This window comes from Kribbella koreensis (assembly GCF_039525325.1).
GTDB lineage: Bacteria > Actinomycetota > Actinomycetes > Propionibacteriales > Kribbellaceae > Kribbella > Kribbella koreensis.
In genome coordinates this window covers 1-13,573 of the sequence record NZ_BAAAHK010000001.1, presented here as the reverse complement: position 1 = coordinate 13,573, position 13,573 = coordinate 1, and the positions used below count along the sequence as shown (strand labels likewise).

14 protein-coding genes are annotated in these 13,573 nt (G+C 68.0%); 8 read left to right on the top strand and 6 right to left on the bottom strand.

From position 1 onward, the window contains the following. Positions 1-16: 16 nt before the first annotated feature. The 6 genes from ABD116_RS00070 to ABD116_RS00045 are packed head-to-tail and all read right to left on the bottom strand — an operon-like array spanning position 17 to position 6,678. Positions 17-1,432 (bottom strand): aminobutyraldehyde dehydrogenase, encoded by a 1,416-nt coding sequence (locus ABD116_RS00070; protein ID WP_343963386.1) that lies wholly within the window; start codon positions 1,430-1,432, stop codon positions 17-19. After that, positions 1,429-3,156, bottom strand: coding sequence for a thiamine pyrophosphate-binding protein (locus ABD116_RS00065; RefSeq protein WP_343963384.1), 1,728 nt, complete (start codon positions 3,154-3,156; stop codon positions 1,429-1,431). The genes ABD116_RS00070 and ABD116_RS00065 overlap by 4 nt, the downstream gene beginning before the upstream one ends. Beyond that, complete coding sequence (gene speB, locus ABD116_RS00060; protein WP_343963382.1) at positions 3,149-4,126, bottom strand: agmatinase; 978 nt, start codon at positions 4,124-4,126, stop codon at positions 3,149-3,151. Before speB ends, ABD116_RS00065 begins: the two co-directional genes overlap by 8 nt. Then, positions 4,126-4,878, bottom strand: coding sequence for an amino acid ABC transporter ATP-binding protein (locus ABD116_RS00055; protein ID WP_425552042.1), 753 nt, complete (start codon positions 4,876-4,878; stop codon positions 4,126-4,128). Before ABD116_RS00055 ends, speB begins: the two co-directional genes overlap by 1 nt. A gap of 8 nt (positions 4,879-4,886) precedes the next feature. After that, positions 4,887-5,765 carry an amino acid ABC transporter permease gene (locus tag ABD116_RS00050; RefSeq protein WP_343963378.1) on the bottom strand — a complete coding sequence of 293 codons (879 nt, stop codon included), beginning with the start codon at positions 5,763-5,765 and terminating at the stop codon, positions 4,887-4,889. A 1-nt stretch (position 5,766) separates the two neighbouring features. Continuing rightward, positions 5,767-6,678, bottom strand: a complete 912-nt coding sequence (locus tag ABD116_RS00045) for an ABC transporter substrate-binding protein (protein WP_343963376.1) — start codon at positions 6,676-6,678, stop codon at positions 5,767-5,769. A gap of 164 nt (positions 6,679-6,842) precedes the next feature. On the opposite strand from ABD116_RS00045, the gene ABD116_RS00040 reads away from it, so the two are divergent. The 8 genes from ABD116_RS00040 (at position 6,843) to ABD116_RS00005 (ending at position 12,380) form a co-directional block, all read left to right on the top strand. Further along, entirely contained in the window at positions 6,843-7,430 is a 588-nt protein-coding gene (locus ABD116_RS00040; RefSeq protein ID WP_343963374.1) for a helix-turn-helix domain-containing protein, read from the top strand. Positions 7,431-7,472: 42 nt separating this feature from the next. Further along, the gene (rimM, locus tag ABD116_RS00035; protein WP_343963371.1) at positions 7,473-8,027 is read left to right on the top strand and encodes a ribosome maturation factor RimM; all 555 of its coding nucleotides are present in this window, start codon (positions 7,473-7,475) and stop codon (positions 8,025-8,027) included. Continuing rightward, a complete protein-coding gene (trmD, locus tag ABD116_RS00030; RefSeq protein WP_343963369.1) occupies positions 8,024-9,223 on the top strand; it encodes a tRNA (guanosine(37)-N1)-methyltransferase TrmD in 1,200 nt (399 codons plus the stop codon). The genes rimM and trmD overlap by 4 nt, the downstream gene beginning before the upstream one ends. A 189-nt stretch (positions 9,224-9,412) precedes the next feature. After that, complete coding sequence (gene rplS / locus ABD116_RS00025) at positions 9,413-9,775, top strand: 50S ribosomal protein L19 (RefSeq protein WP_343963366.1); 363 nt, start codon at positions 9,413-9,415, stop codon at positions 9,773-9,775. A 119-nt stretch (positions 9,776-9,894) separates the two neighbouring features. Next, positions 9,895-10,542 (top strand): signal peptidase I, encoded by a 648-nt coding sequence (lepB, locus tag ABD116_RS00020; RefSeq protein WP_343963364.1) that lies wholly within the window; start codon positions 9,895-9,897, stop codon positions 10,540-10,542. Further along, on the top strand, positions 10,539-11,303 hold the full coding sequence (gene lepB, locus ABD116_RS00015; RefSeq protein WP_343963362.1) for a signal peptidase I: 765 nt from the start codon (positions 10,539-10,541) through the stop codon (positions 11,301-11,303). Before lepB (ABD116_RS00020) ends, lepB (ABD116_RS00015) begins: the two co-directional genes overlap by 4 nt. A gap of 58 nt (positions 11,304-11,361) precedes the next feature. Then, on the top strand, positions 11,362-12,060 hold the full coding sequence (locus ABD116_RS00010; protein ID WP_343963359.1) for a ribonuclease HII: 699 nt from the start codon (positions 11,362-11,364) through the stop codon (positions 12,058-12,060). After that, complete coding sequence (locus ABD116_RS00005) at positions 12,057-12,380, top strand: DUF2469 domain-containing protein (protein WP_012922325.1); 324 nt, start codon at positions 12,057-12,059, stop codon at positions 12,378-12,380. Before ABD116_RS00010 ends, ABD116_RS00005 begins: the two co-directional genes overlap by 4 nt. Positions 12,381-13,573 lie beyond the last annotated feature (1,193 nt).

Here is a 13,573-nt window from a genome sequence, read left to right as displayed (position 1 = left end):
GTCGTTTCAGGACGCTTCAGGACCAGGCGCTCATCACGTGCTTGAGGCGGGTGTAGTCCTCCAGGCCGAAGACCGAGAGGTCCTTGCCGGTGCCGGACTGCTTGAAGCCGCCGTGGGGTAGTTCGGCGGGCAGCAGTTGGTGGCAGTTGATCCAGACCGTGCCGAAGTCCAGTTCGGCCGCCAGCCGGGTCGCGCGCCCGTGGTCGGTGGTCCAGACGCTCGAGGCCAGCGCCAGGTCGACGCCGTTGGCCAGCTCGATCGCCTCGGCCTCGTCGGCGAAGGGCTGCACGGTCAGTACCGGCCCGAAGATCTCGCGTTGCACCACGTCGTCGTCCTGCCTCGCCCCGGCGATCACGGTCGCGTCGAGGAAGTAGCCCGGCCCGTGCCCGGTGCCGCCGGCAACGATCTCGGTATGGTCCGGCAGCCCGGTCAGGAACTCCTCGACCCGGTCCTTCTGGTCCGCGCTGTTGAGCGGGCCGAAGGTGATGTCGGGGTCGTCAGGGGCACCGGCCCGGCTGGCGCGGGCGGCGGCCGCCAGCTCGGTCAGGAACTCGTCGTACGCCGACTGTTCGACCAGGACCCGGGTCGCGGCGGTGCAGTCCTGGCCGGCGTTGAAGAAGCCGGTGAACGCGATCTCCTCCGCCGTTCTGCGCAGATCGGTGTCGGCGAAGACGAGCGCGGGTGCCTTGCCGCCCAGCTCCAGGTGGACGTTCTTCAGCGTCGGCGCGGCCGCGGCCATCACCTCGGCGCCTGCGCGGGTGCTCCCGGTGATGGCGACCATGTCCGGCCGCTTGTGCGTCACCAGCAGGCGGCCGGTGTCGCGGTCGCCGCAGACGACGTTGAGCACTCCCGGCGGCAGCACCTCCTGCGCCAGCTCGGCCAGCCGGACCGTGCTCCACGGGGTGGTGTCGGCCGGCTTCAGGACGACGGTGTTGCCGGCCGCGAGGGCGGGGGCGATCTTCCAGATGGCCATCATCAGGGGGTAGTTCCAGGGGGTGATCTGCGCGATCACGCCGACCGGCTCACGGCGTACGGACGAGGTGAAACCGGCCTCGTACTCCGCCTGCGCGATCCCGGTGAGCACCCTCGCGGCCCCGGCGAAGAACCGGAGCTGGTCGACACACGGGATCAACTCGAGCTCCCTCGTGGCTGCCCGGGGTTTGCCGGTGTTGCGCACCTCGCACTCGATCAGCTCTTCCGCGTTGTCCTCAACCAACTCAGCCAACCCCAGAATCGCCTGCTGCCGCTGCGCCGGCGTTGTCCGCCGCCAGCTCCTGAACGCCTCAGCAGCAGCTCCAACAGCCGCATCCACCTCCGCTGCTCGCGACCTCGGCGCCTCACCTAGTGGCTGGGCCGTGGCCGGATCCTTGAACTCCATCACTTCACCGGAGCTTGTGGGCTTGCCTCCGATGACATTGGTCAGTGTGGTCACGCGTGGCTCCGCTCGATGGCGAGGTGGATCAGAGTCGGACGGCCGGCGGTCAGTGCCTCGGCGGTGAGGGCGCCGAGGGTGTCGATGGTGGCTTCGACGCCGTACGCACCGATGGCGCGGGCGAGGGCGGGCAGATCCGGTTGGTAGAGATCAACCGCTTGCGGTGCGATCCCGCGATCCACCATCTGCTCGCGGATCTCCGCGTACCCACCGTTGTCCGCGACGACGATCGGCAACGCAAGCTTGAGCTCGGTCGCCGTCACCAACTCCTGGACGGTGAACATCGCCGCCCCATCCCCGAACAATCCGACCACCGCCCGCTCCGGCGCCGCGATCTTCGCCCCGATAGCCGCCGGCAGCCCATACCCGAGCGTCGCGTACCCCGTCGGATACAACAGCCGATTGCCCGGTGTGAACGGCCAGTAATGCACGGTCCCGTAGTAGGTGACCTGCGAGCTGTCCCCAGCAATCACCGTGTCCGCAGGCAAGGCCTCCGCCAGCACTCGCTGAATCTCCGCCCAGGGCCCAGCATCCTTGGCGGCTTCAGCCAAGATCGCCTTCCGCCAGCCGGCAATGTGCCCAACCTCCCAACGGCCCGCGCCCGTGCCGGCTTCTGCCCGTCCTGCGAAGGTCTCGGCCTTCGGCCGGGCAGCCGCCTGCGCCGGCGCTATGCCTTGCTCGGCCTCCGGCCGGCTCGCGATTGTTGTCGGATCCGGTCGCTCCGCGACCCGGGCTTTGGTGAACAGGCTGTCGGTGACGATGGCCTGCAGCACTCGTCCGGCATCGCCGGTGACGGTGAGGTCGGCGGAAAGGTTCTTCTGTAGTTGGGCGGGGTCGACGTCTATCCGGATCACCTTGGCGGCTTGGAGTACTCCGCCCCAGAGGTCCGAGTCACCCAGCTCGGTGCCGATGGCTATCACGAGGTCTGCTTCCGAGACTGCTTGGTGGGCCGCGGCCAACCGGATCGATGCGCCTAGTGACAGCGGGTCGGTTTCGTCGAGGATGCCCTTGCCGTTGACGGTGGTCAGGACCGGTACGCCGGCGGCCGCCAGTGTGCGGATCTGCTCGCCGGCACCTCGGGCGCCGCCGCCGACGATCAGCAGCGGCTTCACCGACTGGGTGAGGGCGATGATGATGTTGCCTAGGGCAACTGAGTCGAGGGCGGCCGGTGCGGGGCTGGACGGCGCGGTGGCGGTACGGCGTACCCACTCGCCTTCCAGGACGTCGACTGGGATCTCGAGGTGGACCGGGCGGGGGCGGCGGGTGTGGAAGCCGGTGAAGATGTCGGCGATCGTCTCGGGGAGTTCGTCGGCGTTCTCGACCCGGATGCTGCGGTCGCAGACGGCGTCGAGCGCGCCCTGCTGGTTCTTCAGTTCGTGGAGCCAGCCGATGTCCTTGCCGACCGTGCCACGCGGCGGGCCGGGGGAGATCGCGAGCGTCGGCACCGAATCGGCGTACGACGTCGCCAGCGCAGTGATCGCGTTGGTGATCCCCGGTCCGGACGTCGTGATCAGCACGCCCGGTCCACCGGTCACCCGGGCATACCCGTCGGCCGCATACCCCGCGCCCTGCTCATGACGCGTGACGATGTGCTTGATCCCGGACGCCGGGAGATAGCGATAGAGCTCGAGATTGTGCGTCCCCGGAATCCCGAAGACATGCCGCACCCCGTTGGCAACCAGCCCGTCGATGACCGCCGCCCCGCCCGTGACAACCTCAGCCATCGGCCCGGACCCCATCGGTCGACGAGCCGTCGGTTCTGGGCGCCATCGCGCTGACCAGTTCGTACGCCGCGTGGGCGGCTGCGATGCCAGTGACCTCCGCGTGGTCGTACGCCGGAGCCACCTCCACGATGTCCGCGCCCACCAGGTTCAACTCCGCGAACGCCCGCAGCATCTGCAGCAACTCCCGACTCGTCAGCCCGCCGGCTTCCGGCGTACCGGTGCCCGGCGCGAAAGCGGGATCGAGTACGTCGATGTCCAGCGACACGTACGTCGGCCGATCGCCGACCCGTGCCTTGATCCGCTCAACAGCACCCCGCCACCCGTGGTCGTCGAACTGATGCGCGCCGATCACCTGGAAGCCGAGCACCTGGTCGTCGGTCAGATCCTCACGCGAGTACAACGACCCGCGGATCCCCACATGCAGCGACCCGGTCTGATCGATCAGCCCCTCCTCGGACGCCCGGCGGAACGGCGTACCGTGCGTGATCGGCGCACCGAAGTACGTGTCCCAGGTATCCAGATGAGCATCGAAATGGACGACAGCAATCGGCCCGTGCGCCTCATGCATCACCCGCAGCAAAGGCAGCGCGATGGTGTGATCCCCACCGATCGTCAGCGGCTTGGCGCCCGCACTCAACACCTCGCGCACGCCGAGATCGATCTGCTGCACCGCCTCGAGAATGTCGAACGGATTGCACGCGATATCACCCGCGTCGGCGACCTGCTGCAGCGCGAACGGCTCGATGTCCTGCACCGGGTTGTAAGGCCGCAACAGCTTGGACGAGGCGCGAATATGCCCCGGCCCGAACCGCGCCCCCGGCCGATAGCTGACCCCCGAATCGAACGGCACCCCGATCACCGCGACATCGGCATGAGCGACCTCGTCGATCCGCGGCAACCGCGCGAACGTCGTGGGACCGCCGTACCGGGGGACCTTGGTCGCATCGACCGGGCCTTGGAAGTTGGTCATCACAACACCTTTGAGAGGAAGGACTGGGTCCGGGCATGACGGGGGTTGGTGAGCACCTCGGCGGGCGGACCGGCCTCGACGACGACTCCGCCGTCCATGAAGACCACCCGGTGGCAGACCTCCCGGGCGAAGCCGATCTCGTGGGTGACCACGATCATCGTCATCCCTTCGGTCGCCAGGCCTTTCATCACCTCGAGCACCTCGCCGACCAGCTCGGGGTCGAGGGCAGAGGTCGGCTCGTCGAACAGCATCAGCGTCGGCCGCATCGCCAGCGCGCGAGCAATCGCGACCCGCTGTTGCTGACCGCCGGACAACTGAGCCGGGTACGCCGCCGCCTTGTCAGCCAGGCCGACCCGATCAAGCAGGTTGAGAGCCTGAGCCCGCGCGGACGCCTTGGTCTCGCGCTTGACGAAGACCGGCGCCTCCATCACGTTCTCCACCGCGGTCCGGTGCGGGAACAGGTTGAAGCGCTGGAACACCATCCCGACGTGGCGCCTCGCCGCAGCGGTCTCACGCGGTCGCAGTTCGTACTTGCGTCCGCCATGCCGCCGGTACCCGACCAGCTCGCCGTTCACGCTGATCTCGCCGCCGTCGAGCCGCTCCAGATGGTTGATGCAGCGCAGGAAGGTGCTCTTGCCCGAGCCGGACGGCCCGAGCAGCGAGATCACCTCGCCGGCGTCGACGGTGAGGTCGATGCCCTTCAGTACCTCTGTGTTGCCGAACGACTTGCGGACGTTGACCGCTTTCACCATCGCGGTCATCAGCGGACTCCTGCCTTCTGACGTCTGGTGTTGGCTCTGGTGTTGGCCAGGACGCCGCGGCTCATCCGCCGCTCGAGCCGGTTCTGCGCGATGGTCAGGATCGTGGTGAGGACGAGGTACCAGATGCTCGCGACGATCAGCAGCGGGATCTGCTGGAAGTTGCGGCCGTAGATCAGCTGGGCGGTCGTGGTGAGCTCGGGCAGCCCGATCACCAGGACCAGCGAGGTGAGCTTGAGCATGGAGATCGTCTGGTTCGCCGTCGGCGGCACGATCAGCCGGGCGGCCTGCGGCAGGATCACGCGGCGATAGGTGATCCACGGACTCATGCTGAGCGCCTCGGCCGCTTCGCGTTGGCCCTGGTCGACCGAGCCGATTCCGGCGCGGACGATCTCGGCCATGTACGCCGCTTCGTTCAGCCCCAGTCCGAGGATGGCGGCGGTGAACTGGGTGATCACCGTGTTGGTCGGCCAGCTGACCAGATCGGGTCCGCCGAACGGCAGTCCGATGCTGATCTGCGGGAGGACGGTGCCGAGGAAGAACCAGAACAGCAGCTGGACGAGGATCGGCGTACCGCGGAACAGCCAGACGTAGCCGCCGGCGACGGCGCGGAGTACCGGGTTCTCCGACAGGCGCATCACGGCCAGCAGGGTGCCGAGGACGACGCCGACCAGCATCGCGATGATGGTCAGCTGCAGCGTCTTGAGCAGGCCGAGCATGATCGACTTCTCGAACAGGTAGCCGCCGACCAGGTCGAGTCGCAGCTTCGGCGCGGTGGCGACGAAGTGCACGAACACGGCCAGCAGGAACACGATCACCGCGGCGGCCACCCAGCGGCCGGGATGCCGCAGCCGGACGATCGGCTCGTCGGCGGTGCTCATCTCACTTGCCCTGATTGATCGGAGCATCTTTCAGCGCCTGATCCGTGAGGTTCCACTTGGCCAGCAGAGCGTCGTACGTGCCACTCTCGATGACCTTCTTCAATGCAGCCTGTACTGCGTCACGCAGCTTCGCATTGCTCTTGGGCACCGGGATCCCAACAGGCAACGTGCCGAACGGCTTGCTCCCGATCTCGAACGCATCCGGCGCCTGCTTGACGTTGTAAGCCAGCGTGAGGTCCAGCGCGAGGACCGCATCCGCGCGACCGGACTGCAACGCCTGTACTGCGCTCGCCTGGTCCGGGAACGGCAGCTTCTTGACGGCAGGCTTGCCGGCCGTCGCGCACTCCTTGGTGATGTCGTCCGCCGTCAGATCACCGGTCGCGCTCTTCTCGACGGCGGCGGTGCGGCCGCACAGATCGAGCTTCTCCTTCAGGTTGTTCTTGTTGCCCTTGACAACCATGAAGGTGACGCCGGAGTTCAGGTAGTCGACGAAGTCCGCCGTGCCCTGACGCACTTTCTTGTCGATCATGCTGGTCAGCGCCAGGTCGTACCGGCCGGCGTTCAGACCGCCGATGATCCCGTCGAAGTTGGTGTTCTGGAACTCGAACGTCACCCCGAGCACCTGCCCGAGCGCCGCGCCGAGATCCGCGTCGAAGCCGAGCACGGTCTTGTTGTCGGTGTCGAAGAACTCCATCGGCGGGAAGCTCACGCCGGAGGCGACCCGCACCTTGCCGGCCGTCCGGATCTCCTCCGGCAGCAGCGCGGCGGCGGCATCGTCCTTGGTCAGCTTGGGCGCCGTACTGGTCGAACCGTTGCCGCCCGCGGGGCTCTCGGCCGCGTCGGGCGCCGCGCAGGAGGCGGTGACGAGCGTCGCCGACAGGGCGGCGGCGACGGCGAGGTGTGGAATCCGCATGGTGGGTATCTCCCGGACCTTTGATGGCGGTCTTGTTGCCTCGTGTTGCGAGAATGTTTCATGAGAGGCAACAAAGGTTGTCGTACGAGCATCGGGGGCGGCATGATGGGTGTCAAGCGGTCAGTCCGCTGTTTTCTTTTGTTCCGCCTAGTGGAAGGCCCCTGATGCGTCCGTTGCCGGTGTCGCCGTCGAACAACGAGATCCGGATCGGCTCGAGGCTCCGGGCCGCCCGCCAGGCGCACGGCTACACGCTCGACCAGCTCGCCTCCGCCGCCGGACTGACCAAGGGATTCCTCAGCCGGGTGGAGCGGGACGAGACGTCATTGAGCGTGGCCTCGCTGATCACCCTGTGCGAGGTGATGAGCCTGGATGTCGGCTCCCTGTTCACGGTGCCGGACGTCGCGTTGGTCCGGCTCGACAGCGCGCCGGCGATCAACCTGGGCGGCGCGGGGGTGGATGAGCGGCTGATGACGCCGCGCGGGCAGTCCCGGGTGCAGGTGGTGCACACCGACGCCGAGCCCGGCGGTACGGGCGGTAAGGACTTCTACACGATCAACTGCGAGTACGAGGTCGTGTATGTGCTGGCCGGCTCGATCGAGATGCTGTTCACCGATCGCCGGGTGGCGCTGTCGGCGGGGGATGCCCTGACCTTCCCCGGCGGCGAGCCGCATACGTGGGTCAATGCCAGCGAGACGGAACGGGCCGAGCTGGTCTGGGTGCTCACCCCTGCGCCGTGGAGCGGCAGCGCCTGAGACACTGTGGCGTTACGTCGGAGGTCAGCGAGAGGAACTGCGGTGCTGGTGATTGTCGGCCGGATCGGCCGGGCGCATGGGATCAAGGGCGAGGTCGGCATGATCGTCCGGACGGACGACCCCGATCTGCGGTTCGCTGACGGCGCTCAGCTCGTCACGGTGTCGACTCCACCCCGGACCCTGACGGTGGAGTCCAGCCGCTGGCACAGTGGGCGGCTGCTGGTGAAGTTCGCCGACTCGCCGGACCGTACGGCGGCGGAGAACCTGCGCAACCTGGAGGTCCAGGCCGAGATCGCCGAGGACGAGCGGCCGGAGGACCCCGACGAGTACTACGACCGCGAGTTGATCGGCCTCAAGGTGCGGACCACTGACGGGGTGGAGGCCGGCGAGGTCATCGACGTGATCCACCTGCCGTCGCAGGATCTGCTGGAGATCCGTCGGCCGGCCGGGAACGCAGTACTGGTGCCGCTGGTCGAGGAGCTGGTCCCGTCCATCGACCTGGACTCGGGCTACGTAGAGGTGGCCGACCGGCCCGGACTGCTGGACCCCGAGGGCGCAGAGGTGGTCCCGTCGGAGCCTGGAGACTCGGCCCGATGAGGCTGGACGTCTTCTCGATCTTCCCGGAGTACCTGGCGGCGCTGGACGTCTCGCTGGTGGGCAAGGCGGCCAAGAGTGGTCTGCTGGACGTCCGGGTGCACGACCTGCGCGACTGGACCCACGACCGGCACCGCACTGTCGACGACACTCCCTATGGCGGGGGTGCCGGCATGGTGATGAAGCCGGAGCCGTGGGGAGAGGCGTTCGACAGCGTCATGCCGGGCGACGGTCCCTCGCAGCCCCGGTTGGTCGTGCCGACGCCTGCTGGTCGCCCTTTCAGCCAGGACCTGGCTTACGAGCTCGCGGCCGAGCCGTGGCTGGCCTTCGCCTGCGGACGGTACGAGGGGATCGACGGGCGGGTCGCTGCGCACGCGGCCGAGCGGATGCAGGTCACCGAGGTCTCCATTGGCGACTACGTGCTGAACGGCGGGGAGGTCGCAGTACTGGTCATGGTGGAGGCGATTGCCCGCCTACTGCCCGGTGTGATCGGCAACCCGGAGTCACTGGCCGAGGAGTCGCACTCAGGACATGGACTGCTCGAGTACCCGGTCTACACGAAGCCACCGGCTTGGCGCGGGCACGAAGTACCGGAAGTACTCCTGTCAGGCAACCACAAGCTCATCGCCGAGTGGCGCCACGAGGAGTCCGTTCGCCGTACTGCCGAGCGCAGGCCCGACCTGCTGGCCGCCTGGGGCAGCTCCCTGGCGGCAGAGGACGATGCTGCGTCGCAGGTGCCGGTCCTGCCGGCGACCGAGGCCGATGCGGGGGAGTTGCTCACGCTGCAGCGGGCCACCTTCCTCACCGAAGGGCAGGCGTACGACGACCTCGGCATCCCGCCGCTGACCGAGTCACTGGCGGAGTGCGTCGCCCGGCTCGGCCAAGGGACCGTCTGGAAGGCCGTGGTCGGCGCCCGCATCGTGGGGTCGGTCCAGCTGACGGTCATCGGCGACGTCGGCTACATCGCCCGCCTGATGGTGGCTCCCGACTGGCAGGGCCAAGGCATCGCCACCAAGCTCCTCCGGGTGGCCGAGAGGGCCGCGCCCGCGGACGTCACGTCGTACGAGCTGAACACCGGCGCCGCCAGCGAGCGCAATCTCCAGCTCTACCGCAACGCCGGCTACCGCGAGACCAGGCGGGAACGGCAGACCGACAAGGTCGAACTCGTCCACCTCGCCAAACGGCGCAAACGTCGCTGACTCCGGGGCTCTGCCGAGGGTGCCGGGAACAGGCGATTTCGTGGCGGCTCACGCTGTGTGGCAAACTTGGTCGCTGTTGCCGTTCGGTGCTCCTGCCACAGGGGGTGACCACCGCATGACAGCATCTTCGACTCTCACATACGAGCCATTCGTGGGTGACCTGTGGCACGCGCGAGGAAGAGACACCTGATGAGCAACATCCTGAACGAGCTCGACAACGCGAGCAAGCGTGACGACATCCCCGCCTTCCGCGCCGGCGACACGGTCAACGTGCACGTCAAGGTCGTCGAAGGCAACCGCTCCCGCGTACAGGTGTTCAAGGGCGTCGTGATCCGTCGCCACGGTGGTGGCCTGCAGGAGACCTTCACGGTCCGCAAGGTCAGCTTCGGCGTCGGCGTCGAGCGCACCTTCCCGATGCACACCCCGATCGTCGACAAGGTCGAGGTCGTCACCCGCGGCGACGTCCGCCGCGCGAAGCTGTACTACCTGCGCGAGCTGCGCGGCAAGGCAGCCAAGATCAAGGAGAAGCGGGACAACATCCCGGCCTCCTGATCGTCTACTGACGACGGTCAGGAATGGCGCCGAGCACCGCGACGCGCGCTCGCCCGCCAGCCAGGAGGGCTCGTCGCAGTAAAGGACGACACCGCAGGCTCAAACAGCGCAACCCGCTGATGAGCCTGCTGCTGGAGATGACCACCGTGACGGTGCTCGCGCTGGTCATCACCGTCGTGCTGCGACTCTTCGTCGCCGAGGCCTTCTACGTGCCCTCGGAGTCGATGTACGACACCCTCACCACCAACGACCGGATCCTGGCCGAGAAGGTCAGCTATCTGCATCGCGACGTGGACCGGGGCGACATCATCGTCTTCAAGGACCCCGGCCACTGGCTGAACGAGGAGCAGAAGGAGCCCGGCACGCTGCGGCGGGTCGGCGAGTTCGTCGGCATCCTGCCGCGCAGCGGTGAGGGTCACCTGGTCAAGCGGGTGATCGGCGTGGCCGGCGACAAGGTGGTCTGCTGCGACAAGGCGGGCCGGATCACGGTCAACGGGATCCCGCTCGACGAGCGCGAGTACCTGCTCAAGGACGCCAAACCGTCCACCACGACGTTCAGCGTCGTTGTGCCGCCTGGTTCACTGTGGGTCATGGGTGACAACCGGGCCGAATCCGCGGACTCCCGTGCCCACATGGGCGGGCCCGGCGGCGGCTTCGTCCCGGTCGACAACGTGGTTGGCCGTGCCTGTTGCGTAATCTGGCCGTCTGACCGGATGACGATGCTGCGTCCTCCGGAAACCTTCAAGAAGCCGGGGCTGAAGAAGTGACTGAGACACCGACCGCGACGAAAGAGAAACCCGCCCACCGCTCCGGACTCGCGGCAGCTGCCCGCGAGTTCGTGCTGATCGTGGTCGGTGCTCTGATCGTCTCGTCGATCCTGCGGGCCTTCGTCGGCCAGATGTTCATCATCCCGAGCGAGTCGATGCAGAACACGCTGCTCGTCGGCGACCGGGTCGTGGTCGAGAAGCTGACCGACGTCAAGCGGGGCGACGTCGTCGTCTTCGAGGATCCGGGCGGCTGGCTGGGCGACGAGGAGAGCGGCCAGAAGCGGGGCTCGATCGGCCGGTTCTTCGAGGTCGTCGGTCTGCTGCCTGACTCCAGCCACGGTCACCTGATCAAGCGCCTGATCGGAATGCCGGGGGACAAGGTCGCCTGCTGCGACTCCAAGGGCCGGCTGATGGTGAACGGTCAGCCGCTCGAAGAGGGCACCTACCTGTATCCGGGCGACGCGCCGTCGGCGATGGAGTTCCAGGTCACCGTGCCGGCCGGGCGGGTCTTCGTGATGGGCGACCACCGGTCCGAGTCGGGTGACTCCCGGGTGCATCTGAGCGACACCGGTCCCGACGGTGGCAATCCGGGTGATGCGGCGTTCGTGCCGATGGACAAGATCACCGGGCGGGCGATCCTGGTGGTGTGGCCGGCGAACCGGTTCGACAAACTCGAAGTACCGGATACCTTCAAGTCGATACCGGCCGCGGGGCCGGCTCCCGACAAACCCTCGATCTCCCTCACACCACCTCCCAAGTGAGCTATCCGCCTCGCCGGTGAGCCTCTCGCCGGCGACCGCCTCCCGAGTGAGTTGATGGATGAGCGCTCTTCCGCGCGGCAGCACGATCCGGCGTGACGCCGGGCTCTACGGGTACGAACGCGCCCTGCGCCGGGTCGGCCTCGACCCGATCGCGGGCGTCGACGAGGCCGGCCGCGGACCGTGCGCCGGCCCGCTGGTCGCGGCCGCGGTGATCCTGCCGGACGGCAAACGCGGCCAGATCCCCGAGCTGGCCGACTCCAAGTTGTTGACGGCGAAGGCACGTGACCGGTGCTACGACCAGATCCGATCTCGTGCCCTTGCGTGGTCGGTGGTCTCGATCGAGGCGGCCGAGTGCGACCGGCTGGGCATGCACGTCGCCAACGTGGAGGCGCTCCGCCGGGCGATCTTCCTGCTCGACCTGCGCCCGCAGTACGTGCTGACGGACGGTTTCGGGGTGGACGGGCTCGGCGTACCGGGCCTCGCGGTGTGGAAGGGTGACCGGGTGGCAGCCTGCATCGCGGCGGCCTCGGTGATCGCCAAGGTGACCCGGGACCGGATCATGCAGCACTGGCACGAGGAGTACCCGCAGTACGATTTCGCGGTTCACAAGGGATATTGCACCCCTGAACACCAGGCGGCACTGGACGAATACGGCCCGTGTCCACAACATCGACGGCGGTTCGAGAATGTCCGCCGCAGTATGCGGCCCGATATGGGACAGAATGTGTCCAGTCCCACCGGAGCGGAGAGCCGATGAGCGCAGACGACCTTGAGAAGTACGAGACCGATATGGAGCTACAGCTCTATCGGGAGTACAAGGACGTCGTCGGGATCTTCAAGTACGTCGTGGAGACCGAACGGCGCTTCTACCTGTGCAACGCGGTAGACCTCAAAGTCCGCACCGAAGGCGGCGACGTCTACTTCGAAGTCACCATGGCCGACGCCTGGGTCTGGGACGTCTACCGCTCAGCCCGCTTCGTCAAGAACGCCAAGGTAGTCACCTTCCGCGACGTCAACATCGAAGAACTGGCCAAATCAGACCTAGAAGTCCCGAAGGACAGCGACTTCGGCCGCTAACCCCCACCACCCGTCCGACCGACGCCCCCTGGCGTCGGCCCCCGGGACCTTGAACACCTTCCGGCGACCTTGAACATGAAATAACTTGTCCAAGGCCACCGAAAGGTGTTCAAGGCCGCTGCTCCTCCCCGCCCGCCGCACCCGGCCGCGCCCGGCCGCTGGTCAGGACGGCCAGCCGCCGGTACCGCCGCCCGGTACCTGCGTCCCACCGCCCAGCCGCCGGTACCGCCGCCAGGTACCTGCCACCCCTGGCACCACCGCCCGGCAACCGGCATCCGTCGCGCGGTGGTACCTGCGAGCCACCACCTGCCACCTGTCGCCTCCGGCACCACTGCCCGCCGCCCGGCCTCCGCGCCAGGTACCTGCCTCCCACCGCCTAGCAGCCGGTACTGCCGCCTGCCACCCGCCGCCCGGTACGTACCGCTGCCCAGCACCCAGTACCTGCACCCGGCAGGCACACCAGTCGACTCCGTCGCCGCCGGCCCGGCCCCGCTCTGGCCCCGGCCCCGGTCCCGCCCCTAGCCCCGGCGCCGGTCTGGCCCGAGCCCCACCCCGAGCCCGAGCCCGAGTCCGAGCCCCGGCACCGGCCACCGCCCGGCCCTGGGCCCGCAACCCAAGGGCCTCAACTCGTGGCGGCTGACCTGTGTCCAAGGCGCCGGGCGGGCGGAGGTGGGCTCGGGGCAGGTCGGTGGCGAGTGGGTGGCTTCTGTCGCGCGATCGATCGGCGGTTGGTCAGGGCTTCGACCTCGGGCCGACGATTCCGTCCCCCGAGCCAAGCCTGGGTTTGGGGGACGGCGGTGGCGGTGGCGCGGCGGGGCGGCTGTGGGGATCGGCTCGGGGGTACTGGCTGGTGAGGTGGCGGGGGCGGCGGCGGGATCGGGGCGTGGTTGGGCCGGACCGGGGTGGGTGAATTCCGGTGCATGGCTTGGGGGGTGAGCCGTGGCGATTCCGGCGGAGTTGGTCAGCTGGATTCGGCTCGTGGGCTTCGAGGGGGCTCCGGGGTTGAGTCCGAGGGAAGTTGATGTCGGCGACTGGGTGGCGTGACGAGCGAGTACCCGCGAAGTGCTGGTGCAGATGGCTGTGGTCGTCTGGTCCGGCGGCAGGTTCCATAGGCGGTGAGTTAGGGCCGGACTCGGCTCGCGGGCTTCGGGGGCGGAGCTTTGGAGGGGGAGTTCGTGGGGAGATGTAGGCGG

Bases quoted from the DNA above. Each gene is read 5' to 3' on its own strand.
- ABD116_RS00065 (WP_343963384.1), bottom strand. From the start codon at position 3,156: ATGGCTGAGGTTGTCACGGGCGGGGCGGCGGTCATCGACGGGCTGGTT.
- speB (WP_343963382.1), bottom strand. From the start codon at position 4,126: ATGACCAACTTCCAAGGCCCGGTCGATGCGACCAAGGTCCCCCGGTAC.
- ABD116_RS00055 (WP_425552042.1), bottom strand. From the start codon at position 4,878: ATGGTGAAAGCGGTCAACGTCCGCAAGTCGTTCGGCAACACAGAGGTA.
- ABD116_RS00050 (WP_343963378.1), bottom strand. From the start codon at position 5,765: ATGAGCACCGCCGACGAGCCGATCGTCCGGCTGCGGCATCCCGGCCGC.
- ABD116_RS00045 (WP_343963376.1), bottom strand. From the start codon at position 6,678: ATGCGGATTCCACACCTCGCCGTCGCCGCCGCCCTGTCGGCGACGCTC.
- ABD116_RS00040 (WP_343963374.1), top strand. From the start codon at position 6,843: ATGCGTCCGTTGCCGGTGTCGCCGTCGAACAACGAGATCCGGATCGGC.
- trmD (WP_343963369.1), top strand. From the start codon at position 8,024: ATGAGGCTGGACGTCTTCTCGATCTTCCCGGAGTACCTGGCGGCGCTG.
- rplS (WP_343963366.1), top strand. From the start codon at position 9,413: ATGAGCAACATCCTGAACGAGCTCGACAACGCGAGCAAGCGTGACGAC.
- lepB (WP_343963364.1), top strand. From the start codon at position 9,895: ATGAGCCTGCTGCTGGAGATGACCACCGTGACGGTGCTCGCGCTGGTC.
- ABD116_RS00010 (WP_343963359.1), top strand. From the start codon at position 11,362: ATGAGCGCTCTTCCGCGCGGCAGCACGATCCGGCGTGACGCCGGGCTC.
- ABD116_RS00005 (WP_012922325.1), top strand. From the start codon at position 12,057: ATGAGCGCAGACGACCTTGAGAAGTACGAGACCGATATGGAGCTACAG.